This window comes from Streptomyces sp. NPDC058955, from assembly GCF_042741435.1.
Lineage (GTDB): Bacteria > Actinomycetota > Actinomycetes > Streptomycetales > Streptomycetaceae > Streptomyces.
Genome location: NZ_JBHYKM010000055.1, coordinates 1 through 24414, shown reverse-complemented (window position 1 = coordinate 24414; position 24414 = coordinate 1). Strand labels below are relative to the sequence as shown.

Genomic DNA, 24414 nt, shown 5'->3' with positions numbered 1-24414 from the left:
AAGGACGCCCCGGAACGCGTCGGGCCGACCGGACCCCGGGGGTCACACGCCCTGGGACTCGGCGATCCTGTCGAGTTCGCGCATCGCCTGGCCGTGCGCGCTCATGCGACGGCTCACCAGGCCGATCGTGAGGACGACGCCGCCGGCGACGGAGACCGGGACGGAGAGGCCGAGCAGGGCCAGCGCCTGCGGCCAGTCACGCTCGGTCGCGCACCAGGAGCTCCGACGGAAGCGGGCGTCGCCGGTGCGGTCGTCGGCGACGAGGCGCGCCGCGCACTCGGCGGGGTACTTGTCGTCGGGCTTCCGGTCGACCTCGTACGGCGTGAGCAGCAGGACGGCGCACCAGGCCCACAGCAGCCCTGCCACGGCGAGCAGTCCGACGCCCCACTTGGTCGTGCGGAGGGCCTTGTCGCGGAAGTCGAGGTCGAACTCACGTGAACGCATGGCCGACGAATCTAGCAACGGGGCCGGCGCGCCCTGGAGGCGGGTGCGCATTGACATCACAGGTGCGTGGATCACGGCGAATGTGGTGTTGGACCGGACGGGTGGCGGGCCGCGAAGCTGGTCCCGGTAACGCGCCCTCCCGCGAGTGGCCTTCCACGCAAGAGAGAGATGAGGCAGTCCCCGTGCACGACGTCTTCGAGACGAACAGCGGTACGGTCCGGGGTTTCCGGGCCGCGGAAGACGTCGTCGCCGTGCTCGGCATCCCTTACGCGGCACCGCCGTTCGGCGCCCGCCGGTTCCGGGAGCCGGTGCCGGCCGCGCCCTGGAGCGGGGTCAGGGACGGTACGCGGTTCGGGCCGATCGCACCGCAGTCGGCGGAGCTGCCCGGCGCGCCCGCCTGGTCGCCCGGCGACGAGGACGTCCTCACCGTCAACGTCTGGACCCCGGCGCCCGACGGCGGCCGGCTGCCCGTGCTGGTCTGGTTCCACGGCGGCGCCTACACCTTCGGCTCCTCCGCCCAGCCCGACTTCGACGGCACGGCCCTGGCCCGCGCCGGACTGGTCGTGGTGACGCTCAACTACCGGCTCGGCTTCGAGGGGTTCGGGCTGGTGCCGGGCGCCCCCGGCAACCGGGGGCTGCTCGACCAGGTCGCGGCCCTGCGCTGGATACGGGAGAACATCGCCGCGTTCGGCGGCGACCCGGACGACGTCACCCTCGCCGGCCAGTCCTCGGGCGGCGCGTCGGTGGCCTGCCTGATGGTCATGGAGCAGGCCCGCGGCCTCTTCCGGCGGGCCGTCGTCCACAGCCCGGCCGGCATCTTCTACACCCGGGACATCGCCGAGTCGACCACCCGCGAGATCGCGGAGGCCGCGGGCCGCCCCGCCACCGCCGCCGGCCTGGCGTCGGCGACCCCGCAGGAGCTGGTCGCCGCCGTGGACCGGGTGGTGGAGGCGTACCGGCGGGACCCCGACTCGGGCTCCCGCCACTACGACCCCTCCCTCTTCGCCCCGGTCCTCGACGGCGGGACGCTGCCCGCCGACCCGCTCGCGGCACTCGCCGCCGGAGCCGCCCGGGAGGTGGACCTGCTGGTCTGTCACACCACCGAGGAGTACTGGCTCCTCGACGCCGTCGACAGCTGCGCCAAGCTCACCACCGACGCGCAACTCGCCCGCTTCGCCGCCGACTTCGGCCTCCCCGAGGAGCTGGTCCCCGGCTACCGCGCTGCGATGCCGCACGCCCCCGTCCGCGACGTCCACCTCGCCGTCTTCGGCGACCTGCTCTTCGGCGAGTTCGCCCACCGGCTCGCCGAGTCCCACGCGGCGGCGGGCGGCCGGGCGTACCTGTCCCGCTTCGACCGCCGGCGCGGGGGAGCGGACGGCGCCACCGTCCGGGCGTGGCACTGCGCCGACATCCCCTTCGCCTTCGGCAACCACGCCGACCCCCGCCTGTCGTTCCTCATCGGCGGCGCTCCCACTCCCGAGGACCACGCGCTGGCCGGCCGCATGGTCCGGGCCTGGGCCGACTTCGCGAGGACGGGCGACCCGGGCTGGGCGCCGCTCGGGGACACCGCGGGCGGCCCCGTCCACACCTGGAGGACCGAGGACCCGCCGGCGGACCGACTCCCCGTCGTCCCCCGCGCCCTGTGGGCGAAGGCCGACGTCCCCGTCCTGCGTCCCTGACCCGGCCGGACGCTCCTGCCCCGCCCCGAACGGCGTGGGCTAGGCGACGGACGCCGTGAGGCGGCGGAGGGCCTCGGCGGCGGGCGGGCCCCAGGTCGGCTTGCCGCCGGGTCGGCCGTGGCGGCCGGCCTCGCCGATGAGGAGTCCGCCCAGGGCGCGCCACAGCGCCCAGCCCCGGGCGCGGCGGAGGGTCGCCGGGTCCGCCGTCGGGCGGTAGACGCGGTGGAAGCGGTCGGCGGCGCCGTCGGGGAGCAGCACCCAGGGGGCGGCCAGGTCGCAGGCCGGATCGCCCGCGCACAGCTCGCCGAAGTCGATCACACCGCAGAAAGTGCCGTCCGCGGTAAGGACGTTGGCCGGGTGCAGATCGCCGTGGAGCCACACCGGGGGACCCGCCCAGAGGGGCGCCGCGACGGCGTCCTCCCACAGCGCGCGGGCCGCGTCCGGATCGGGGATCAGGCCCATCCCGGTCGCCGCCGCCAGCCCTTCGAGGAAGGACGCGGACTGCTCGGAGAGCGGGCCGCCGCGTCCGCTGCCGACCGGGGCGCCGTCCGGCGCGGGCAGGTGCAGCGCCGTCAGGAAGGCCGCGAGCCGGTCGGCGGATTCCTCCGCGCGCGTCGCGGGGGAGAGGTCGGCCGGACTGCCCGGAACCCACGTGGTGACGAGCCACGGCCGCGGGAACAACTCCGAGGGCTCCCCCAGGCGTTGCGGGACCGGAGTGGGCAGCGGCAGCCCCTCGGTGAGGCCCGGCACCCAGGCGTACTCCTTGCGCAGCAGCTCGTCCGCCGACTCCGTCGCCCACGGCAGCCGTACCGCCAAGTCCTCGCCCAGTCGCCACAGTTGGTTGTCCCAGCCGCGCGCGCCGAGCCGCAGCGGAAGGCCGGCGAGATCGGGGTGCTGCTCCCGCAGCAGGTCCCGGATCAGTTCGGCGGTGATCTCGGCCTCGGTGTGGGTGCGCGTGTCCGTCATGCGCAGCAACCTACGGTGTCCGCCGCCGGCGCGGGGCCGGCCGGTAGGGTCGGCGGATGACCGAGGACGTCGAAGTCTGGAACCGTCTCGTCGCCCTGCTGCCGGAGGCCGAGGCGCGCGAGGCCGGGGAGTGCTGGGCCGTCGGCGAGCAGGAGGCGGGGCTCGAACTGCTCGTCTCCGGGCTCGTGGACCACCGGGTGCCGATCGGTGAGACCGCCAGGGCGCGGATCTCGGTGCTCGCGGAGGGCTGGGGCGAGCGGGAGTTCCTCACCCCGCGGATCCTGCGGTGCCCGGGGGACGGGAAACCTTCCCGGGTGCGGCTGATCGAACCGGCGGACGGGCACCACGCCGGCGACACCGGAGACGTCCTCGTGCCGTGGATCGGCTGCGAGCGCTGCGGGCGGGTGCTGACGCGGACGCACACCCGGGAGTCCTGGGGCGGACTCTCCTACCTGGCACGGAGTTACGTCATCACGTCCCCCGCCGACGGCTCCGTGGTGCGGGAGTTCCCCGACGACGCCGTCGACGCGGCCTTCGCCGACCTGCTGGCCGTGTGCGGGGACGCGGGCGGTGCGTGAGGCGGGGGCGGACGCGCGCCGACCCCCGCCTCCGCCACGTCAGTTCGACAGGGAGCCGAACGCGCCGGGCTCGTATGAGCCGCCCGGGTTGTGCACGATGACGTTCATCCGGGTCGCCGCGTTGATCAGGGAGACCAGGCAGACCAGCGCGCCGACCTCGTCGTCGTCGAAGTGCTCGCGCACGTCCGCCCAGGTCGCGTCGGACACCCCGCCCTCGCCGAGGCGGGTGCCCTCCTCCGCGAGCGCGAGCGCCGCCCGCTCCGCCGCCGTGAAGACGGTGCTGTGCCGCCAGGCGGCGACCAGGTGGAGCCGGAGCGCGGACTCGCCGGCGGCCGCGGCCTCCTTGGTGTGCACGTCCACGCAGAAGCCGCAGCCGTTGAGCTGGCCGACCCGCAGCTCGACCAGCTCCCGCAGGGTCTTCGGCAGCGTCGAGGCGTCCAGGGCCTGCGAGGTGGCGTAGAAGCGCTTGGCGACCTTCGCGGCGGTCGGGCTGTCGAAGAGGTTGAATCGGGGTTCCATGGCGTCGTCCTCACCGAGGTCGTGAACAGGTACGCGATGTCGCGTCGGACGACCAGAAGATGCCGGCCGCCCGGATCCTGTGACGGCTCGGCGATGTGGCCTGACTCACGGGCCGGCACTGTCACACGGCGGGCCCGGCCGGCGTCTCGTGTGCAGCGCGCAAGCGACACCGAGGGACGGGACCCGACGATGAACGACCGCACCGCGACCGCACGCACCGAGGCCGGCCCGGCCACGGACGGACGGCAGACCCACGACCGCACGGACGCCGTCACCCGGGCCTTCGTCCGCCACCGCAACCTCCTCTTCACCGTCGCGTACGAACTCCTCGGCTCCGCCGCCGACGCGGAGGACGCCCTCCAGGAGACCTGGCTGCGCTGGGTCGGCGTCGACCCCGGCACCGTGCGGGACCCGCGGGCCTACCTCGTGCGGATCGCCACCCGCCAGGCGCTGAGCCAGCTGCGCGCGCTCGGGCGGCGCAAGGAGTCGTACGTCGGCCCCTGGCTGCCGGAGCCGCTGCTGACCGCGCCGGACGTGGCCGAGGACGTCGAACTGGCCGAGAGCGTGTCGATGGCGATGATGCTGGTGATGGAGACGCTCGCGCCGACCGAGCGGGCCGTCTTCGTGCTGCGCGAGGTGTTCGACCTCGGGTACGACGAGATCGCCGAGGCCGTCGGCAAGAGCCCCGCCGCCGTCCGCCAGATCGCCCACCGCGCCCGCGCCCACGTCGCCGCCCGCCGCCCGCGCGGAGTGGCCTCGGCGGAGGACACCCGGCGCACGGTCGAGGCGTTCCGCCGGGCGGTCGAGACGGGCGACCTCCAGCGCCTCCTCGACACCCTCGCGCCGGACGTCGTCCTCCTCACCGACGGCGGCGGCGTGGTCCGGGCCGCGCTCGCCCCCGTCGTGGGCGCCGAGCAGGTCGCCCGGGTGCTGGCACGACTCGCCGCCACCGCGACCCTCCGCCCGGCGAAGATCAACGGCGCCCCGGCGCTCACCGTCCACCTCCCCGGGACGGACGGCACCGCGCGGCCCGCCGACGCCGTGGACACCGTCCTCGCCCTCCGCGTCGCCGACGGCCTCGTCACCGGCCTCTACGCCGTGCGCAACCCGGAGAAGCTGCACCACCTCCACCGCGAGACACCCCTGCGCCGCCACGCCGACGACGAGCCGTCGGCGCACCCCGCACCGACTCCGGCGGCGCCCTAGGCGGTCCCGTGCAGCAGCCGCGCCGCCACCGACGCCCCGTCGTCCCGGACCGTGCCGCGCACGGCCCAGGCACGTGACCGGACATCGGGGTGGAGCGCCCGCGCCAGCGCCTCGGACAGGGTGCCGGCGGTGGGGGTCGGGGCGTCGTGGGTCACGGCGACGCCCAGGGCGCTCGCCCGGCCGGCCCAGTACGGCTGGTCGCCGCTCTGAGGGACGATCACCTGGGGCACGCCGGCCCGGGCCGCCGTGGTCGTGGTGCCCGCGCCGCCGTGGTGGACCACCGCGGCCACCCGGGCGAACAGCGCCCGGTGGTCGACCTCGCCGACCGTCAGACAGTCGTCGCCGGCGTCCGGCGCGTCGAGCCCGGCCCAGCCGCGCGCCACGATCACGCGGTGGCCCCGGTCCCGGACCGCCTCGACGGCCGCCCGGGCGATCCCGGCGGCCCGCGTACCGAGGGGCGTGCTGCCGAAGCCCACGTACACCGGCGGGGCGCCGGCCGCCAGGAAGGCCGTCACCTCGGCGGGCAGCCGGCCGCCGTCGGGGCGCAACCACGCCCCGGTCGCCACGACGTCGAGGCCGGTCGGCCGCCACGGGCTCAGGACGGGGTCCGCCGCCAGCCAGGGGCGGTCGGTGAAGGCGTAGTCGCGGACGTTCGACACCGGGGCCAGACCAGCCGACGCCCGCAGACCGTTCAACGTCTCCCCGAACATGTCGTCCGCGAGCCGGGCGTCCAGGTCCCACAGCTCAGCGTTGTCCTTCACCTCCGGCGGCAGCGGCCGGCCCCGCCGCCCCGGCGGCGGCTGGTGCGGGGCGGGCAGGACGACCGGCGTGTGCGTGACGTACACGTGGCGGACGCCCAGGAGTTCGGCCACCGACCGCGCGCCCGCGGTGACCGGCAGCGGGCCCGTCGCCACCAGCACGTCGCACCCCTCGGCCGCCTCGGCGACCGCGCCGAACTGCGCTGCCATCAGATCGGCCGCCCGTCGCGCGAGACCCTCCGCCGAACCCGGCTTCACCGTCGTCACCAGCGGACGCACCGGCGCCGCGACGGGCACCGCCACCACACCCGCCGCGGCCAGCAGCTCCGCGAACTCCACGTCGGGCGGCGCGCACACCCGCACCTCCGCGCCCCGCTCCCGCAGCCGCACCGCGAGCCCCGCCATCGGCTCCACGCTCCCGCGCGCCCCGTACGTGGACAACACCACCCGCATGCCGCACTCTCCCCCTTCTCCACCCGGTGCCGCCGGAATCCGCTCCCCGCCGCCGTCCGGCCGACCTGACCTGCGCCTCCATACGGGTGTGCGATTGTCGGTCGCGCGTGATAGTCACTACACCCACGGGGTGGGACGATCATCAGCCACCTCGTGTGAACACAACAAGGGGTGGGGACATGGCGTTGCTCCGTGACGTGGGCATCACGCTGGGACGATGGACGGGCCGGCCCGTCGCGCGCGTCGACGAGGACGCGGGCGACCCGGAGGTGCCGCGCGTGCGCGCGGCCGCCGAGGCCGGGGACTGGGCGACCGTACGGGACGTCCTCGACGCGCGGCCCGAGAGCGAGGACCGCACCGGTCTCCTGTGGGCCGTCGGGGACGTCGCCGGGGTGGAGCGGTGGATCGCCGACGTCATGGCGGCCGAGCCCGACGCCCCGCTGCCCCGCCTCGTCGCCGCCATCCGGCACATCAGCTGGGGCTGGGAGGCCCGGACGGGCGCCCGCGCCAAGGACGTCTCCCGCGAGCAGTTCCAGATCTTCCACGAGCGGCTGGCCACGGCCGAGACCTGGCTGTACGAGGTCGCCGAGCGCGAACCCGGCTGGACCTCGCCCTGGTACGGCCTCCAGGTCACCGGGCGCGGACTCCAGGTCGGCCCCGACGTCGCACGGCGCCGCTTCGAGGCGACCGTGCGCCGCGACCCGCACCACCTGGGCGCGCACCAGCAGCAGCTGCAGCAGGTCTGCGAGAAGTGGAGCGGCTCCCACGAGGAGATGCACGCCTTCGCCCGCGCGTCCGCCTTCGGCGCGCCCGGCGGGACGCTCCTCGGACAGCTCGTCGCCGTCGCGCACCTGGAGCACTGGCTCGCCCTCGACTCCGGCCCCGACGCCCGCTACATCCGCCGGCCCGAGGTGATCGCCTCCCTCAACGAGGCGGCCGACCACTCCGTCCGCCACCCGGACTTCGTCCGCGGGCGCGGCTGGCTCCAGGTGTACAACACCTTCGCCATGGCGTTCTCGCTGGCCGGCGACGTCGCCTCGGCGCGGGAGTGCTTCCGGGCCACGGAGGGACGCGTCACCGAGTTCCCCTGGTACTACCTCGACGGCTCCGACCCGGCCAAGGCGTACAAGGAGCACCGCTCCTACGCCGGACGCTGAGCGGCGGGGCGGAACGGCACGGCCGGGCACGGGTCGGGTAGGGGTACGGCTCCGGCCCCGCCCGCCGAAGACGGCCCCCGCCACGCGCCCCGCACACGGCCCCCGCCACGCGCCCCGCACACGGGCCGCGACCCGGGACGGCGGCCCGCCGCGGCGGTCCGCCGCCGAACCCGGAGCCCGCACGGGCCGCCGCCCCACCCGTACCGGCCCCCGCACCACCCCTCGTACCCCGTCCCACCCCATCGCACCCCGCCCGCGCCCCACACCGCGCGGGCGCGCACCGAAGGACCGCGCCAGGTGTCCCACTCCGAGACCTCCCCGAACCCCCTGAACTCCCCGACCGGCGAGACCGCCCACACCTTCCAGGTGGACCTGCGCGGCCTCGTCGACCTGCTCTCCCACCACCTCTACTCCAGCCCCCGCGTCTACCTGCGCGAACTGCTCCAGAACGCCGTCGACGCCATCACCGCCCGCCAGGCCCTCACCCTCGGCGCCCCCGGCACGATCACCGTGCGCACCGGCGAGACGCTGACCGTCACGGACACCGGCATCGGCCTCTCCGAGGCCGACGTGCACCGCTTCCTCGCCACCATCGGACGCAGCTCCAAGCGGACCGCCGACGGCGGCCTGGACGGCGCGGGGCTCGCCGCCGAGCGCGGCGACTTCATCGGCCAGTTCGGCATCGGCCTGCTCGCCTGCTTCGTCGTCGCCGACGAGATCACCGTCCTGAGCCGGTCCGCCGCCGACCCGGCCGCGCCCACCGTCGAATGGCGCGGCCACTCCGACGGCCGCTACACCATCCGCACCCTGCCCACCGCGACCCTCCCCGAGCCCGGCACCACGGTGAAGCTCGTCCCGCGCGCCGACAACGCCGAGTGGACCAGCCCCCACCAGGTCGTCACCCTCGCCCGGCACTACGGCGGACTCCTCCGCCACGAGGTCACCGTCGTCGACCCGCGCGGCGAGACCCACCGCGTCAACGAGGCCCCGCCGTGGGAGAAGACCCACCGCTCCCCGCTCGCCAAGCGCGAGGCGTACACCGCGTACTGCCGCGACCTCTTCGACTTCACCCCGCTCGACACCATCGAGCTGGACCTGCCGGCCGCCGGACTGCGCGGTGTCGCCTACGTCCTGCCGACCGCCGTGAGCCCGGCCCAGCGCGCCGGCCACCGCGTCCACCTCAAGGGCATGCTGCTCACCGACCAGGCGCCCGAACTGCTCCCCGAATGGGCGTTCTTCGTCCGCTGCGTCGTCGACACCACCAGCCTGCGGCCGACCGCCTCCCGCGAATCGCTGTACGAGGACGGCACGCTGTCCGCCGTACGGGACGCCCTCGGCGACCGCATCCGCGACTGGCTCACCGGGCTCGCCGCCAGCGACCCCGCCCTCCTCCACCGCTTCATCGACACCCACCACCTCGCCGTCAAGGCGCTCGCCCGCTACGACGACGAGCTGCTGCGCATCGTGCTGCCGTGGCTGCCGTTCGAGACCACCGACGGCAACGTCACCCTGGAGGAGTTCGCGCGGACCCACCCCACGCTCCTCGTCACGCGCAGCGTCGAGGAGTTCCGCCAGGTCGCGCCGATCGCCTCCGCCGCCGGACTCGGCGTCGTCAACGGCGGCTACACCTACGACCGCGACCTCGTCCACCGGCTGCCCGAGATCCGGCCCGGCACCACCGTCACCGACCTCGACCCGGCCACCGTCACCGCCCACCTCGACGCCGTCGACCCCGGCGCCGAACTCCGCGCCGCCGCCTTCCTCGCCGTCGCCCGCGAGACCATCGGCGTCCACGACTGCGACGTCGTCCTGCGCGACTTCCAGCCCGTCACCGCCCCCGCGCTGCTCCTCGACAACCGCGACGCGAGGCACGAACGCACCCGGTCGAGCCTCGCCGCCGACAGCGACGGCCTGTGGGCCGACATCCTCGGCTCGCTCCGGAACGAGACCCCGCGCGCCCAGCTCGTCCTCAACCACCTCAACCCGCTGGTCCGCCAGGCCCTCACCATCGGCGAACGCGGTCTCGCCGTCACCACCGCCGAAGCCCTCTACGGCCAGGCGCTGCTGCTCAGCCGCCGCCCGCTGCGCGCCAGCGAGAGCGCCCTGCTCAACCGGGCCTTCATCGGCCTGCTCACCCACGCCATGCACCACCCGGGCGACGCCGCCCCCGGCTCCGAGCCCCGGAAGGAACTGTAGAGATGCTGGACACCCCCGAGGCCGTCGTCGAGGCGCTCCGCGAGAACCACGAGCGCCCCCACGGACTGGCGCGCACCGTCACCGCCGAGGAACTCGTCGAGGCCGCCGAGGCCTTCGACAAGCCCGACGTGCTCGTCACCGCCCTCCTCGAACTCATGACGGCGTACGAGTTCACCGGCGAGCAGCGCAAGTCGCCCGTCGCCTTCGCCCGCATCCTCAAGCTGTGGGACACCGCGCCCGACTCCTTCAGCCCCTACGAGGCCCACCAGGTCTTCTGGCGCTTCAAGTGGGTCACCACCTCCCTCCTTCAGGTCCCCGAGATGCCGCTGGCCACCGTCGGCGGCTGGATCGACCAGATGCGCGAGCGGTACGAGGCCGCCGACCACGGCGTCCAGCCCGTGGCCGCCATGCGCTACCACCTCGCCCACCACACCGGCACCGGCGTCCCCGACGCCTACGACCTGTGGGCCACCCGCCCCCGCACCGAACTCAGCGACTGCGAGGCGTGCGAGACCCGGCACCACGCCTGGTACCGGGTCACCACCGGCGACGACGCCACGGCCCTCGACATCTGGCGGCCCGTCCTCGACGGCGAGCAGGTCTGCAGCGAGGAACCGCAGATGAGCCAGGCCCGCGCCCTGCTGCCGCTGCTCCGCACCGGCCGCACCGACGAGGCCCGCTCCCACCACCTCACCGGCTACCGCAAGGTGCGCGGCAACACCGGCATGCAGGCCGAGGTCGGCCTCCACCTGGAGTTCTGCGCCCTCTCCCGCAACGAGGGCCGCGGCCTGGAGATCCTCGCCGAGAACCGCCCCCTCTTCGAGGCGACGGGCGCCCCGCTCGACCGCCTCGGCTTCCTCACCGGCGCCGAGGTGCTCCTCGCCCGGCTCGTCGAGGACGGCCACGACGCCACCCCCGTGGCCGGACCTCCCGGCCGCGACTGGACGGCGGCCGAACTCCTCGCCCACGTCCGCTCCGAGGCCGAACCCCTCGCCGCCGCCTTCGACGCCCGCAACGGCACGAGCGCCGTCGGCGACCGGCGCCGGGAACGGCTCGCCCGCCGCCCGCTGCTCGACGAGCCGCTGCCGCTCGGCCTGCGCGCGGCCGCCGCCGTCCGCGCCACCACCCCGGCCGCGACCACCGCGCCGGCCGCCGCCCGGACCGCGATCCCCGACGACTACGCCACCCTCGTGCGCGAGGCCCGCCGCATGTCGCGCGACGGCCACCCCGGCGACTCCCGGCTCTGGACGCGGATCGCCGAACTCCGCGCCGCCGCCACCGAACCGCACGACGACACCCTCGGCCCCGAGGACCTGCTCCGCGCCGAACTCGCCGAGCACGAGGCCCAGAAGCACTGGCTGGACGACCGCCACACCCAGGGCACCGCGGAACTCGCCTCCGCCATCGCGCACTTCGAGCGACTGTCCATGCCCTGGCACGCCCTCTCCGCCCGCGCCCGCACCCTCGCCTGGAGCACCGCCCCGAGCCCCCGCGACGACGAGCCCGCCCCGGACCGCGCCGCGACCCGGACCGCGCTCGACGAACTGCTGCGCGCGGTGGACAAGCAGCTCGCGGAGACCCCCTTCGACGCGGAGCCGCTCGGCGAGGCGGAGGCCGTCTTCGGCACCGATCTGCCCGCCGAGCGCGCCCTGGCGTACCTCTCCGTCCGCTACTCGGCGGCCTTCGCCGCGTACCAGGAACTCCTCGCCGTCCTCGGCAGGGCGGCGCAGGCCGAGCAGCCGGGCTCCGGCGCCGAGGAGGCCCCGGCGGACGACCTCGACGCCGCCACGGAGCGGTTCGAGGACGCCGTCGGCGTCCTGCGCGCCGAGGCGACCCGCCTCGGCTACCCGCACCAGAGCGCCAACGCGCGCCAGTTCGTCGCCGACATGATGGCCCGGCGCGGCGCCATGCCCGACGCCGAGCGGGAACTGCGCGCCGCGCTCCAGGACCTCGAAGCCGCCGATCGGCCCTGGCGCCGGCCGCGCCCGTCCGCCCTCCTCGCGCAGATCCTGCTCGCCCAGGACCGGCCGCAGGAGGCGGTGGAGCTCCTGCACTCGGCGATCGCCGACGCCGTCGCCCACGACGACACGTCCTTCGCGCTCGCCCCGACGTACATGCTGCTCGGCCACGCCTCCTCGCACCTCGGCGACCACAACGGCGCCGTCCGCCACCTCTCCGAGGCCGCCGCCCGGTTCGACCAGGCCGGCGACCCCGGCGAGGCCACCGACGCGCGCCTCCAGCTCGCCATGGTCCTCGGCCGCTCCGGCCGCAACGCCGACGCGGTGGCCGTGCTGGAGTCCGTCCTCGCGGACGAGGCGGCGTCCGGCGCCGACGAACGGGCCCTCGCCCAGGCCCGCCTGACCCTCGGCCGGGGCCTGCGCGACCTGGAGGAGTACCTGCCCGCCGCCGAGGAACTGCTCCGCCTCGCGGACACCGTCGCCGGCTGGCCGGAGGAGGACCGCGCCGTCCTCACCCTGGTGGCCGCGGAGGCGGCGACCACCCTCGCCCTCGCCGACCGCTGGGACGCGGCGGACACCGCCTACGCCCGGGCCGTCGCCGCCCACGCCGAGGCCCCCAACCCGCCGATCGTCTGCCTGATGATGAGGGAGTTCGCGCGCCTCACCATGCAGGGCCGCGACACCGAAGGGACCGAGGAGACCGAGGGCGTCGACGCGGCCCTCGAACACCTGACCCGCGCCGACGCGGTCCTCGACGCGCTGCCGCCCGGCGAGGAGGGCTTCGCCGTCTGGTACGAGCGCGGCGAGATCCACTACCGCCGCGCCCGCGTCCTGGCCGAGGCCGGCCGCTTCGAGGAGGCCCTGCCGGAGGCCGAGGCCGCCATCGCCACCCACGAGGGGGGCGGCGAGGAGGGCGAACTCGCGCGCGCCGAGGCGGTCCGCGTCGCCGCGCTGATCGAGGGCAACGGCCTGGAGCGCACCCACGAGGCCATCGCCCGCCTCACCACGACGGCGGCCCGCTGCCGCAACTCCGGCCACCCGGAGGCGGCCCAGGTCCTGGACGCCCTCCGGCAGGAGTTCCTGTCGCGCTGACGCCCGAAGGGGGCGGGACTCCGGCCCGACCGGCCGGGGCCCGCCCCCTTCCGCGCGCCCGGGCTCCGGCGTTCGGCTGTCGGTGCCGGGTGGCATGATCCCCGGCATGACGCCCTTGCTTCTCTCCGACATCGAACGAGCCGTGCGCGGCAGTTGGAGCGCCGAGACCTGCACGCCCGAGTACCGGCCCCGCTGGACCGAGGACAATCCGGCGCGGGACCAGTGCGGGGTGACCGCGATGGTGCTCAACGACCTGCTCGGCGGCGAACTGCTCCGCGGCGAGGTCCTGGTCGACGGGAAGCGCGTGGACTACCACTGGTGGAACCGCCTGGGCGGGGGCGTCGAGATCGATCTCACCCGTGAGCAGTTCGGGCCGGAGGAGAGCGTCACCGAGGGCGTCGTCGTCCCGCGCCCGCCCGTGGCCGAGTGGCGTCGGCTCCGCGAGGAGTACGAGATCCTCCGCGGCCGCGTCCTGGACAGGCTCGGGGCCGGGGCCGGGGCCGGCGTCGGGGAGGGGGCGCCGGCGTGACGCCCGCGGAGGCGCTCCTCGCCGACCTGCGCGCGTGCGTGGCCGAACTGGCCACGCCGTCACGGGTGTTCGTGGCCGCCGGACGGTTCACCGAGCCGGACCCGGACCTGCCCGAACTGGCGGCGCGGATCCGCGCCGTGCTGGCCGAGTTCGCGGCGGACGAGGAGTGGCGGCGGTTCGTCCCCGGCTGGGTGCCGCCTCCCGTCCCGGAGATCTGCGCCGCGCTGGAACCGCTGGAGCCGGCGGAGGCGGCCCCGTTCCTGGCCCGGCTCGCGGCCGTCGACCTGTACTGGCCGACCCACCTCCACATGCCCGTCGAGGCCGCCGGGCGCGCGGCGGACCGGGTGGTCCGGCTGCTCGGGCCGGACGGCAGCTGGTGGACCAACCACGACGACGCGGGCGGCGCCGTGAACGGGCTCACCACGCTCTTCGACAGCGTCCTCGCGGGGACGGACGGCACCCACTACGCCGTCGCCGTCCAGGTCGCCGACGACTGACCCGCGCGGCGGGGGTTCTCACGGCCCGGGCGGTGAGCCGTCGTCGACGAGCGGCGCGAGACCGTCCAGGAGGCGCTGGAGCCCGAACTCGAAGAGGCCGTCGAGATCGCAGTCGTAACCCTCCCGCGCGACGCGGGAGAGCGACGGGTACCGGCCGGTGTCCAGCGCGGCCAGCAGGGCCGACTCCTGGGTGTCCATCCACTCCTCGCTGTCGAGGCCGCTCTGCGCCTCCGCCTCCCGCTCCGACTCCAGGTTGAGGGCGAGGCCGCGGACGTGGTTCAGCAGCGTCAGGTAGGCGGTGAACGCCGTCCGGTGGTCGAGCCCGCGGGTGTGCAGGGCGGCCAGGATCCATTCGCTGTAGGTGAGCGCCGAGGTGATGAGCTGCGGCCGGGTCATCGACAGGGCGGGCGCCATCCAGGGGTGCAGCCGGAACAGGCCCCAGAGGTGGCGGGCGGCCAGTTCGAGCGGCTCGCGCCAGCCCGGCGGCGGCTGGGCGGGCAGCGGCCGCTCGGCGATGGCCGCGTCCATCATGCGCACCAGCAGGTCGTCCTTGTCGGCCAGGTGCCGGTAGAGCGACATCGTCGCCACCCCGAGTTCGGCCGCGACCCGCCGCATCGAGACCGCGCCCAGTCCCTCCGCGTCGGCGACCGCGACGGCGGCCCCGACGATCCGGTCGAGGGCGAGCGCCCCCGGCGCCGTGTCGGGGTGGCGGGCGGTGTGCGGCGGCCGTTGCTGGACGCGCGGCCGGGTGGCGTTGCTCGGCGACGCCGGCTACTGCGCCACCCCGCTCACCGGCCTCGGCACGAGCCTCGCCCTGGTCGGCGCCTACGTCCTGGCCGGTGAACTCGTAGCGGCGGAAGGCGCCCACGAGGACGCCTTCCGCCGCTACGACGCGGTCATGCGCCCGTACGTCACCCAGGCCCAGCGGCTCCCGCCCGGCGGCGCCGCCGGCTACGCCCCGTCGAGCCGGCTCGGCATCCGGCTCCGTGACCTCTCCATGCGGTCGATGACCCGGTGGCCGATGCGCGGCATCCTCGCCGCGCAGTTCGCGAAGGCCGGTGACATCGCCCTGCCGGAGTACGGCCTCGAAGCCGGCCGTCCGGTGCGCGCCCGGGAGGACCGCTGAGCCCGGAGGTCAGTGCATCAGCAGCAGCCGCGTGTTCGGCACGAGCTTGCGGTTGACGCTGGTGCTCTGCACGAAGATGGTGAACTCGGCGTTCTGGTCCGGCTTGACGCGCACCTCCTCGTCGGGGAGGCCGAGCAGCGCCCGCGCCTCGGGTCCCGTGTAGACGCGGTCGGTCTTCTTCTCCAGCACGGCGATCCGCTTCCGCGCCTGGATCTTCTCCGACTTGCTCAGCTGGTAGAAGGCGCACCCGGTCCGGTACGTGTGCCCGGACTCGGTCACCCACTCGCGGATCGCCACGTCACGCGCCACCGGGATCAGCTCGTACCCGGACGCGTCGACCGGGGTGAGGCCGGCCGCAGCGATGGTCTTCTGGTTCACCGCCTCGGCGCCCACGGAGAACACCGCGCGCGACCCCCGGATGCCCTTGGTGCGGCCCACCATGAACTTCTCGGTGGCCTGCTGGATGACCTGCCCGGCCTCCTCCAGGCCCTGGGTGCTCGTGGCGTCCCAGATGGCCACGTTGTCCTTCGGGAAACCGCAGTTCATGGCCTCGCGGCGGCCCATCTGGTCCGGCACCAGGACGGCCAGCGTCCAGTTGTCGTCCTGCTTCTCGATCATCTCGGCCACGGCCGCCACCAGCGCGCGCGGCTGCTTGCTCGGCGCGTCCGGGCAGCGGTGGCTGGCGTTCTCCTGTCCGTCCGTCAGCACGAAGGTCAGGAAGCTGTGGTCGCCGTACAGCTGCGCCGTCTGCGCCAGCTCCCGCTGCGACTTCAGCGCCGCCGCCAGCAGCGCCGTCATCCCCCCGACCTTGTACAGCTGCTTCAGCGACGGCATCCGCAGCACGTCCTTGTCGTAGATGACGCACTGCACCTTGTCCGCGAACACGTACACGGTGACCCGGGTCTCCTGGTCCAGCTCCCGCGAGCGGCGGGCGAGGTAGGCGATCTGCTGGTCCGCGACCTCGACGACCTTGCCCCGCAGGTGCGACATGGACGAACTCGCGTCCAGCACGAGGGCGACGTGATTGATGTAGTTCTGGGAAACGGACACGGCGAAACTCCCCGTCTTTTCTGCCGGCTTGATGTTCCTACCGTCTCACCCGCCACTGACAATCGACCGAGACCGGAAGCACCCCCTCCGCTCCCTCCGTCCCGGCCGCCGGGGCCGCCGGAAGGACCGTCAGACGGCCCCCCGTACCCCGTCCACCGGCTCGACGGCGACGTCGTGCACCGCCCGCAGATGCGCCGCCGGCCTCGGCGGTGGCCGGCTCACCGGGGGAGGGCGAGCCCCTCCGACGCCCGCGGCAGCGGGTAGACGCGCTCCGGCGGAAGCAGCCGCCGGGCCTTGGCCGCCTGCCCGGCCCGCACCAGGGCCTCGGCCTTCCGGACCCGCGGCGTGAGATCCGTGAGGCCCACGGTCCAGTCCTCGGCGAACGCCCGGATCACAGAACGCCCGAGCCCGACCTGGATGCTGTACTGATTCAGCGCCGCCCCGCGCAGCGAACGCTCCGGATCCCACTGGACGTGCACGGCCGCCCGTGCCACCTCGGCCGGGTCCGCGGTCGTGAGCACGGCCCGGGACAGCGCCTCCTCCCACCCCCGCCGGGTGATCCGCACGGCGAGGATCCGTTCCTGACCCGCCTTGCGAGCCCAGTTGCTGCGGTGCATCAGCCACAGGAACGACGGCTTGATCCAGGTCATCCGGTGGAACGAGAACGGCGCCACGAACCGCCCCGCCCGCAGCGCCGCGTCGGCGATGGCGGGCGCGTACGCCTGATAGACGACGATCGTGTCGGCGTCGAAATCGGCACGGATCTCATACGGGGTGGCCATGCGCCGCACCCTGTCACCGCCGCCCCCGCACACGCGAACCGTTTTCCCCGTCGGCTCCGGTAGCGGCGTGCCGTCACCGGCGCGCAGGGGCCGTCGCCCTGGCCAGCCGGGCCGTCGCCGCGGTCAGCCACAGCAGCCCGAGGCCGGCGCCGAGGGTGAAGGCCAGGACGGACGCCGCCGACGCCATGAAGCCCGTGAGCACGAACACCGGCACGATCCGCGAGGCGAGGGCCCAGCCCCGCAGACCGCGGGCGGTGAACGACCGGCCGAGCACCACGGAGGCGGCGCACAGGGCGAGGTAGCCGACCATCCCGCCGAACATGTGGACGGCCCCGTGCCCGCTCAGCACGGTCGCGTCGGGCGCGCCGGCGGGGAACCCGGCCCCCGCGTCGGCGGGAAACGCCGCCGCGAGCCAGAACGAGGCACCGAACACCCCGATCAGGGCGGGCCCCCAGGTGCCGCCGGGACCGCCGCGCAGGATCCGCCGCAGCCCCCACGCCCCACCGGCGAACAGCACCCCGGCGACGAGGAAGTTCACGGTCTGGATCCATCCCGGCCCGCCGAGGGCGAGCTGACTGATCGCATGCCGCCCGAACGAGAACCCGTCCCGCGCGGCCCCCTGGGCGACACCCGCCGCGAGGAACAGCGGTCCCGCCGCCGCGCCACCGGCCAGAGCCCACCCCACGAGGGTGCGCGAGGCGGGGGCGGCGGAACGTACGGCACGGGGGGTGAGGAGAGCGTCGGTCATCTCGGAGCCTTCTTCGCTTCGTCGTATCGATCGTGTCGCTTGTATGACCGGCGGTGCGGCGCAAAGTCATCGGTCCCGTCCGCCCCGTCCGCCCCGTCCGCCCCGTCCGTCACGCCCGTGTCGCGGCGCGCAGCAACGACGCCCCCGCCGGGGTGAGGGTGTGCAGCACGGTCGGGCCGTTCCGGACGGTGGTGACGAGGCCCGCGTCGCGCAGCACGGTCGCGTGCCTGCTGGCGGAGGACGCCGAGACCCCGGCGGCACGCGCGATCTCCCCGGTCGTGGCGCCGGTGGACGCGGCGTGCAGGGCGACCGCTCGGGCCCGCCCGAGCAGGCTGGTCAGGGACGTCTCGGGCGGACCGGAGCCTTCCGGGAGGCCCGGCTCGTGGAGGAGCGAGTACCAGAGCACGGGCGGCATCTCCGGGTCGGCGTAGGCGACCGGCTCGCCCCAGTTGAAGTACGAGGGGACGAGGGTGAGCCCGCGTCCGTTCAGATACAGGTCCCGGTCCTCGACCTGCCGGGGATAGACGACCTCCAGGACGGGCGGGCGCCAGCGCAGCATCGGCCCGAGCCCCGCGAGCATGCCCTCGACCCCGCCGTCCAGCAGCCCCCGGGCGCGCGCCGCCCGCTCCGCCTCGATCCGGGCCCGCGCCATGTCCTCGTACGGGGCGATCACCGCGTCGTGATAGGCCCGCAGCATCCCCACGAACTCCCGGCGCGCCTCCAGCCCGGCCAACTGCCTCGCCCACGGGGGAGCGCCGACGGTCCGGTCGAGGAGGGTCACCTCCTGGAGGACCCGACGCGGCGGCGTGGCCAGGACGGACTCCAGTCCGGCGTCCAGATCGCCCACCGCGTCGGCGGGCGTGAGGAAGTCCGGAAAGTAGGCGGCCCTGGGATACAGGGGCAGGAACACGTTCTGCAGCACGCGGCTCAGCCCCTTCTCCCGCGTCTGCTGCCGTGCCATGCGGTACCACCCCGCATACGCCCACCGCCCCCGGCGCGACTGTAATCGGTGCAGGCTCGCGGCGACCTCCCAGAGCGGATCGGGCGCGGTGGCGATCCTGGTCCTCGCCAGATCCGTCTCGCTGAAGTGAATGCGGAGCATGTCGTCCCCCCCCGTTCGGCACGATCGGCGGGGGAGAGCGTAGGCGGCGGTCATCAATGCGCGATAAACGCGAGGCTCAACAGGGCTGAGAGGCCCACGAGTTCGGCCTCCGTGGCCGCCGCCCACGCCCGGGCCTCCGGCTCCGTCCTGCCCCGTCGGGGCCGGGCGTGGGCGACGGCACGGAGCGATCAGTCGTCCCACAGTGCGGTGCTGTGCGCCCGGACCAGCGCGCCGATGCGCGCGAGCGCGTCGGCGACCGGGAGCGAGCCCGGGCGCCGACCGTCCCGGAGCCGCAGCGAGAGGCGGTCCTCCGCGGCCTCCCTGGCGCCGAGAACGGCCTGGTACGGCACCAGGCGGGCCGCGCGGACGCGGGCGCCGAGGCTGCCGCGGTCCGGGGGCGCGACCTCGGCGCGCAGCCCGAGGGCGGTGCAGCGGTCGGCGAGCGCGACGGCCGCCGGGACGTCGGCGTCGGAGACCGGGAGGATCGCCAGCTGGGTGGGGGCGAGCCAGGCGGGGAAGGCGCCGCCGTGCCGCTCGATGAGGTGGGCGACGGCCCGTTCCACACTGCCGACGATGCTGCGGTGGACCATCACCGGGCGGTGCCGGGCGCCGTCCGCGCCGATGTAGCGCAGGTCGAACTGCTCGGGCTGGTGGAAGTCGACCTGGACGGTGGAGAGGGTGGACTCCCGGCCGGCTCCGTCCCGCACCTGGACGTCGATCTTGGGTCCGTAGAACGCGGCCTCGCCCTCGGCCGCCTCGTAGGGCAGCCCGGACCGGTCCAGCGCCTCGGTCAGCAGGTCGGTCGACCGCCGCCACATCTCGGGCGCGTCGACGTACTTGCCGCCCGGGCCCGACAGCGAGAGCCGGTACCGGGCCGGGACGACGCCCAGCGCCTCGTACGCCCTCCGGATCATCTCCAGCGCCGCCCGCGCCTCCTCCGCGACCTGCTCCAGGGTGCAGAAGATGTGCGCGTCGTTGAGCTGGATGGCCCGCACCCTGGTCAACCCGCCCAGCACCCCAGAGAGTTCGGAGCGGTACATGCCGCCCAGCTCGGCCATCCGCAGCGGCAGTTCGCGGTAACTGCGCGCCCGGGAGCGGTAGATGAGGGCATGGTGGGGGCACAGGCTGGGCCGCAGCACGACCTGCTCCCCGCCGAGGTCCATCGGCGGGAACATGTCTTCGCTGTAGTGCGCCCAGTGCCCCGAGATCTCGTACAGCTCCCGTTTGCCCAGCACGGGCGAGTACACGTGCCGGTACCCGGCGCGCCGTTCGGCGTCGCGGATGTACTCCTCCAGGGCGTGCCGCACGGCGGCGCCGTCGGGCAGCCAGTACGGCAGTCCCGCGCCGATCAGCGGGTCGGTGTCGAAGAGGCCGAGCTCGCGGCCGAGCTTGCGGTGGTCGTGCGCGTGGTCCTGTGCGTGGTCGTGTGCGTGGTCGTGCATGGCGGTCTCCTCGCGGTCATCGGGCGAGTGACCGCAGCGCGAAGCCCCGGGGCACTCGCCCCGGGGCTTCGGACTGAGACAACGGTCAGCGCGCCGGGACACTCTCCGGCGTCGTCGTCACAGCTGCAGGCTTCATGCGGGAGACGTTAACAGGGAGCCGCGCCGCGGGCACCTTGTTTTCGCGCGCGGGGTGGGCTACTCGACGGCGTCGAGTCCCTCGGTGTCGATGCCGGGGTCGCCCTCGGCGAACTCGCCACCGAACTCGCCATCGAACTCGTCACCGAACTCGCCATCGAACTCGTCACCGAACTCCTCGTCGGCCGGCATCATCGCGCCGGCGAAGCCGTCCATGAGCTCGTCGACGTCCAGCTCGGTGGCGCCGGCGGGCGCGACCGGAGTGATGCCGGCGTTCAGCTTCAGTGCGAGGCCGAACTTCTCGACCTTCACGTCCTCGGCGAGCGGCGCGAGGTCGACGTACACCTCCTTCAGCTCGCCGTTCTTGAGCGTGAAGTCGGCCGTGACCTTGCTGTCCGGCGCGTCCTTCAGGTCGCTGTCCGACGGCAGTTCGACGCCCGGCGGCAGCTCCTGGGAGAGCGGACGGATCTTGGCGAACAGGTCGGTGATCAGCGTGCGGAACGGCGCCGTGGCCGAGATCCGCTCGGTGCCGTCCTCGCCGCCCGCCGTCGCGAAGTCGACGTCACGGGCCACGACTTCGCGCAGGGCCTCCAGAAGCTTCTTCTGGGTCTCGGCGTCCAGGGTGGGCGCGGGCGACGGCTCGCCGCTCGCGGTCCCTTCGCCGCCCGGCGCCTCGGCCAGTTCCCGGCCGGCCTTCTCCATCTCCGCGGTGTCGAACGTGACCCACTCGCCCTCCAGCGCCTTCTTGAAGGCGCCGGCCTCCGCGGGCAGTTCGTCGACGGGCGGCATGGGCACGCTCATCGACGAGCTGATCTTCTGGAGGTCGGCCCGCAGGTAGGTGCGGTCGCCGACGACCCGGTACTCGAACAGGTCGCCTTCCCGGGTGCTCACCTTCATCGCCGTCCCGACGAAGTCCTCCTCCCCGGACTCGCCGAGCGGCTTCCTCGACTCCACGGTGACGCCGATCCGCACGCCGCTGATCAGCTCGGCGGCCTCGTCCGGGATCTCCTCGCCGGGCTCCGGGTCCGAGGCGGCGTCCATCTCCTTGAGCGTCCGCGCGTCGACGTCCAGGTCGAGCTCGAAGGACAGCGACTTCGCCTCGCCCAGCTTCTCGAACGCCTGGTCCAGCTTCTTCCCTGCCGACAGCTGCTCGACCGTCCCGCAGGCGGCGGAGCCCGCCAGGACGGCGCCGACGACGGCAGTGGCGGTGAGGGTCTTGCGTATGGCGGTGATGATGGTCTCCTCGAGGATCCGATCACGGACGTGATCACCCGAGGAGACTCACGGCCCGCCCCCAGGGTTGTACGGGACGGGCCGATCGCTCAGACCGAGCGCGGGACCGGGTTCCGCACCCCGAACCACTGCTCGGCGCCGTACTCCTCGAACCGCTCCACCTCGGTGAAGCCCAGCTTCGCCGCGAGCCGCATCGCGCGGTCGTTCGCGCTCCGGGTGGAGAGCACCACCGGCTCGGCGGGCAGCGCGCCGGCGAACCAGTCGAGCACCGCCACGCACGCCTCGGCGGCGTACCCGTGCCCCCACGCCGCCGGCAGGAACAGGTAGCCGAGCTCGGTCTCCCCGCCCTCCGGGCGGACGTGACCCCGCCGGTCCGCGCCGCGCGGGTCGAGCGTGACCATCCCGATCATCGCGTCGTCGAGCGTCACCACGAAGACGCCGGGCCGCCGCCCGGGCACCTCGGGAACCGCGCGTTCGAGCTCGTCCCGCGGCCGGGCGCCACCGACGTACGTGCCGACCTCGGGCGACGCGAACAGCTCGATGAAGCCGGCCCGGTCACGGGCCTCGGAGGCGCGGAGCACGAGGCGTTCGGTGGATATCGGGGCGGGCGGCCAGGTGTCAGGTCCCAGTTCGGTCATGGCGGGCAACCTACCGGACGTTCGCCCGGTCGCACCGGGGATCGCACCGGGCCGTCGCCGCGCCCGGGGCCGGGGCCACCGCACTACAGTACGGCAGCGTGGACCCACTGAGACCTGGTCAGGACCCCGCGCGCATAGGCGACCACACCCTCCTCGGCCGGCTCGGGGCGGGCGGCATGGGGCAGGTGTATCTGGCGCGTTCGCCGGGCGGCGGGCTGGTCGCGCTGAAGGTGATCCGGGACGAGATCGCCGGACACCGGGAGGCGCTCGCCCGGTTCCGGCGGGAGGTCGCCACGGTCCGCACCGTCCGCAGCCCGCACACCGCGCACCTGGTGGACGCCTCGCTGGACGAGGCGCCGTACTGGCTGGCCACCGAGTACGTCCCCGGCCCGACGCTCCGTCAGAAGATCGGCGCCGAGGGCCCTTTGGCACCGGACGCGTGCCGCGCCCTGTTCGAAGCGCTCGCGGTGGCGCTGGCGAGCGTGCACGCGTACGGGATCACCCACCGGGACCTCAAGCCGCAGAACGTCATCCTGGCCCCCGACGGACCCCGCCTCATCGACTTCGGGATCGCGCGCGGCCCCGACGACACGGCCCTGACCAGGACCGGCGCGGCGCCCGGCACCCCGGGCTTCACCGCGCCCGAGGTGCTGCTCCGCAACGACACGTCCGCGCCCGCCGACGTCTTCGCCCTCGGCGCGACCATGGCGTACGCCATGACGGGCCGGCCGCCGTTCGGCGAGGGCCTCGCCGAAGCCGTCTCCTACCGGGCGGTGCACGAGGACATCGATCTCGGCGAAGTCGCCCACCAGGAGCCGGAGTTGGTCGCACTGGTCCGTGCCTGTGTGGCGAAGGACCCGGCGGACCGGCCGGACACGGCGGAGGTGATCGCGCGCTGCGGCGGCGCGGGCGGAGCACCTCTGCCGCCCACGCGCCTCGATCCAAGCCCCGACCCGGGTCCGGACCCGGACCCGGACCCGGACCCGGGCGTCGGGGGTACGCTTCCCGCCCCCGCCCGCCGCAGCCGGTGGGGCGCGGTGGCGCTGGTGCTGGCGTTGGCCGGTGCGGCGGGCACGGTCGCCTGGGAGGCGTGGGACCGGGGGAGCACGGGGAGCGGCGACGGAGGCCCCGGCGGCGAAGCGGCCCCGCCCCGGCGCACGCCCATCGCCGACGCCGAAGCCGACTCCGACGCCGAAGGCTCCGACGGCACGCCCCCGTCCGAGTCCGCCCCCGAGTCCGCCCCCGAGTCCGCGTCCGACGTCCGATGGGCCCTGTCGAAGGACCCGAAGCAGGCCCGGCTCGGCGCCGGGGAGTGCGACCGACCGCCGGAGACGGGCCCCTCGGGCAGCACCTCCTCGACCTCGGTCACGTACCGCTCCGGCGCCGCGTCGGTCGACGTGAGCTTCTCGTTCTCCGGCGGGGAGACGTACCGCCTGGTCGCCGGAGTGAAGCCGCCCGGAGGGAAGGGATTCGGCCACACCTCCCGGCCCGTCAGGGTCGGCTCCGCCGGGAAGTCGCTGGTCTACCCCCGCGACTTCCCGGGTGCCCCGCCCGTCACCGCGAAGGCGGGGGACTGGACGGTGGTCGTCTACCGGGCCGACGGCGACGACAGGGCCGACTGGAAGCGCTTCGGGTGCACGGGCTTCCGCGCGGTGCCCAACGGCCGCTGACGGGCCGGGAATCCCGGGAGTTCCTGGAACACCGGGAATCGTTTTTGCCGTCCCCGCAAAGACGATGGGCCGTTCGGGCCGTCCGGGGCGACTCTGGCAGCGCATTCGCCGCCGGAGAGCAGAGGGACGACATGACCACGACGACCCACCCCGTCCAGGCCGTGCTGAGCAGGCGCAGACGCTGGACGGTCCTGGCCGTCTGCTGCCTGAGCATGTTCCTGGTCGGGCTGGACACCACCATCGTCAACGTGGGCCTGCCCGCCATCGGGCACGGCCTCGACGTCGACACCCGCGGCCTCGAATGGGTCGTGGACGCCTACACCCTCGTCCTGGCCGGTCTCCTGATCTCCGCCGGCGCGCGGGCGGACCGCTTCGGACGCCGCCGGGTGTTCCAGTGCGGGCTGGCCGTGTTCGGCGTCGCCTCGCTGCTGTGCGCGCTCGCCCCGTCGGTGGGCG

General features: G+C 74.7%; 22 protein-coding genes and 1 pseudogene. 11 read left to right on the top strand and 12 right to left on the bottom strand.

Annotated elements, in window-relative coordinates:
* Positions 1-42: 42 nt before the first annotated feature.
* Positions 43-444, bottom strand: a complete 402-nt coding sequence (locus ACFW1I_RS21400) for a hypothetical protein (protein WP_384672226.1) — start codon at positions 442-444, stop codon at positions 43-45.
* A gap of 182 nt (positions 445-626) precedes the next feature.
* On the opposite strand from ACFW1I_RS21400, the gene ACFW1I_RS21395 reads away from it, so the two are divergent.
* Complete coding sequence (locus ACFW1I_RS21395; RefSeq protein WP_384672223.1) at positions 627-2123, top strand: carboxylesterase/lipase family protein; 1497 nt, start codon at positions 627-629, stop codon at positions 2121-2123.
* A 39-nt stretch (positions 2124-2162) separates the two neighbouring features.
* On the opposite strand, the gene ACFW1I_RS21390 is transcribed toward ACFW1I_RS21395, so the two are convergent.
* Positions 2163-3089, bottom strand: coding sequence for an aminoglycoside phosphotransferase family protein (locus ACFW1I_RS21390; RefSeq protein WP_384672220.1), 927 nt, complete (start codon positions 3087-3089; stop codon positions 2163-2165).
* Positions 3090-3145: 56 nt separating this feature from the next.
* Here ACFW1I_RS21390 and ACFW1I_RS21385 point away from each other — a divergent pair, with 56 nt between their 5' ends.
* Positions 3146-3667 (top strand): hypothetical protein, encoded by a 522-nt coding sequence (locus ACFW1I_RS21385; protein WP_384672217.1) that lies wholly within the window; start codon positions 3146-3148, stop codon positions 3665-3667.
* A gap of 39 nt (positions 3668-3706) precedes the next feature.
* Here the strand turns inward: ACFW1I_RS21385 and ACFW1I_RS21380 are convergent, their stop codons facing one another.
* Positions 3707-4186 carry a carboxymuconolactone decarboxylase family protein gene (locus tag ACFW1I_RS21380; protein ID WP_384672215.1) on the bottom strand — a complete coding sequence of 160 codons (480 nt, stop codon included), beginning with the start codon at positions 4184-4186 and terminating at the stop codon, positions 3707-3709.
* A gap of 189 nt (positions 4187-4375) precedes the next feature.
* On the opposite strand from ACFW1I_RS21380, the gene ACFW1I_RS21375 reads away from it, so the two are divergent.
* Positions 4376-5392, top strand: coding sequence for an RNA polymerase sigma-70 factor (locus ACFW1I_RS21375; protein ID WP_384672213.1), 1017 nt, complete (start codon positions 4376-4378; stop codon positions 5390-5392).
* On the opposite strand, the gene ACFW1I_RS21370 is transcribed toward ACFW1I_RS21375, so the two are convergent.
* Positions 5389-6603, bottom strand: a complete 1215-nt coding sequence (locus ACFW1I_RS21370) for a glycosyltransferase (protein WP_384672211.1) — start codon at positions 6601-6603, stop codon at positions 5389-5391. The two genes, ACFW1I_RS21375 and ACFW1I_RS21370, sit on opposite strands and share 4 nt — an antisense overlap.
* A gap of 179 nt (positions 6604-6782) precedes the next feature.
* Here ACFW1I_RS21370 and ACFW1I_RS21365 point away from each other — a divergent pair, with 179 nt between their 5' ends.
* From ACFW1I_RS21365 to ACFW1I_RS21345, 5 genes are all read left to right on the top strand, one after another.
* Positions 6783-7760 carry a hypothetical protein gene (locus ACFW1I_RS21365; RefSeq protein WP_384672209.1) on the top strand — a complete coding sequence of 326 codons (978 nt, stop codon included), beginning with the start codon at positions 6783-6785 and terminating at the stop codon, positions 7758-7760.
* Between the two features lie 297 nt (positions 7761-8057).
* Complete coding sequence (locus ACFW1I_RS21360; protein WP_384672206.1) at positions 8058-9956, top strand: HSP90 family protein; 1899 nt, start codon at positions 8058-8060, stop codon at positions 9954-9956.
* Between the two features lie 2 nt (positions 9957-9958).
* Complete coding sequence (locus tag ACFW1I_RS21355; RefSeq protein ID WP_384672204.1) at positions 9959-13006, top strand: hypothetical protein; 3048 nt, start codon at positions 9959-9961, stop codon at positions 13004-13006.
* Between the two features lie 106 nt (positions 13007-13112).
* Positions 13113-13535, top strand: coding sequence for a hypothetical protein (locus ACFW1I_RS21350; RefSeq protein WP_384672202.1), 423 nt, complete (start codon positions 13113-13115; stop codon positions 13533-13535).
* Positions 13532-14032 (top strand): hypothetical protein, encoded by a 501-nt coding sequence (locus ACFW1I_RS21345; protein ID WP_384672200.1) that lies wholly within the window; start codon positions 13532-13534, stop codon positions 14030-14032. Before ACFW1I_RS21350 ends, ACFW1I_RS21345 begins: the two co-directional genes overlap by 4 nt.
* 18 nt (positions 14033-14050) lie before the next feature.
* Here ACFW1I_RS21345 and ACFW1I_RS21340 read toward each other — a convergent pair whose 3' ends face one another.
* Entirely contained in the window at positions 14051-14701 is a 651-nt protein-coding gene (locus ACFW1I_RS21340) for a TetR/AcrR family transcriptional regulator (protein ID WP_384672278.1), read from the bottom strand.
* Between the two features lie 46 nt (positions 14702-14747).
* Between ACFW1I_RS21340 and ACFW1I_RS21335 the strand changes: the two genes are divergently transcribed.
* The gene (locus tag ACFW1I_RS21335) at positions 14748-15158 is read left to right on the top strand and encodes a hypothetical protein (protein ID WP_384672198.1); all 411 of its coding nucleotides are present in this window, start codon (positions 14748-14750) and stop codon (positions 15156-15158) included.
* 9 nt (positions 15159-15167) lie between these two features.
* On the opposite strand, the gene ACFW1I_RS21330 is transcribed toward ACFW1I_RS21335, so the two are convergent.
* From ACFW1I_RS21330 to ACFW1I_RS21300, 7 genes and pseudogenes are all read right to left on the bottom strand, one after another.
* The gene (locus ACFW1I_RS21330; protein WP_384672197.1) at positions 15168-16208 is read right to left on the bottom strand and encodes a vWA domain-containing protein; all 1041 of its coding nucleotides are present in this window, start codon (positions 16206-16208) and stop codon (positions 15168-15170) included.
* A 218-nt stretch (positions 16209-16426) separates the two neighbouring features.
* Positions 16427-16990 carry a DUF4291 domain-containing protein gene (locus tag ACFW1I_RS21325; RefSeq protein WP_384672195.1) on the bottom strand — a complete coding sequence of 188 codons (564 nt, stop codon included), beginning with the start codon at positions 16988-16990 and terminating at the stop codon, positions 16427-16429.
* 73 nt (positions 16991-17063) lie between these two features.
* Positions 17064-17738 (bottom strand): DUF998 domain-containing protein, encoded by a 675-nt coding sequence (locus ACFW1I_RS21320; RefSeq protein ID WP_384672193.1) that lies wholly within the window; start codon positions 17736-17738, stop codon positions 17064-17066.
* Between the two features lie 109 nt (positions 17739-17847).
* Positions 17848-18840: an ArsR family transcriptional regulator gene (locus ACFW1I_RS21315; protein ID WP_384672191.1), complete on the bottom strand. Its 993-nt coding sequence runs from the start codon at positions 18838-18840 to the stop codon at positions 17848-17850.
* 188 nt (positions 18841-19028) lie between these two features.
* Positions 19029-20303: pseudogene (thrS, locus tag ACFW1I_RS21310) on the bottom strand (threonine--tRNA ligase); the annotation flags it as partial.
* A 174-nt stretch (positions 20304-20477) separates the two neighbouring features.
* Entirely contained in the window at positions 20478-21458 is a 981-nt protein-coding gene (locus ACFW1I_RS21305) for a hypothetical protein (RefSeq protein ID WP_384672188.1), read from the bottom strand.
* A gap of 281 nt (positions 21459-21739) precedes the next feature.
* A complete protein-coding gene (locus ACFW1I_RS21300; RefSeq protein ID WP_384672185.1) occupies positions 21740-22288 on the bottom strand; it encodes a GNAT family N-acetyltransferase in 549 nt (182 codons plus the stop codon).
* A 98-nt stretch (positions 22289-22386) separates the two neighbouring features.
* Here ACFW1I_RS21300 and ACFW1I_RS21295 point away from each other — a divergent pair, with 98 nt between their 5' ends.
* Both ACFW1I_RS21295 and ACFW1I_RS21290 read left to right on the top strand, forming a co-directional pair.
* Positions 22387-23958: a serine/threonine-protein kinase gene (locus tag ACFW1I_RS21295; protein ID WP_384672183.1), complete on the top strand. Its 1572-nt coding sequence runs from the start codon at positions 22387-22389 to the stop codon at positions 23956-23958.
* A gap of 131 nt (positions 23959-24089) precedes the next feature.
* The coding region (locus ACFW1I_RS21290; protein ID WP_384672180.1) for an MFS transporter at positions 24090-24414 on the top strand (325 nt) is incomplete at its 3' end.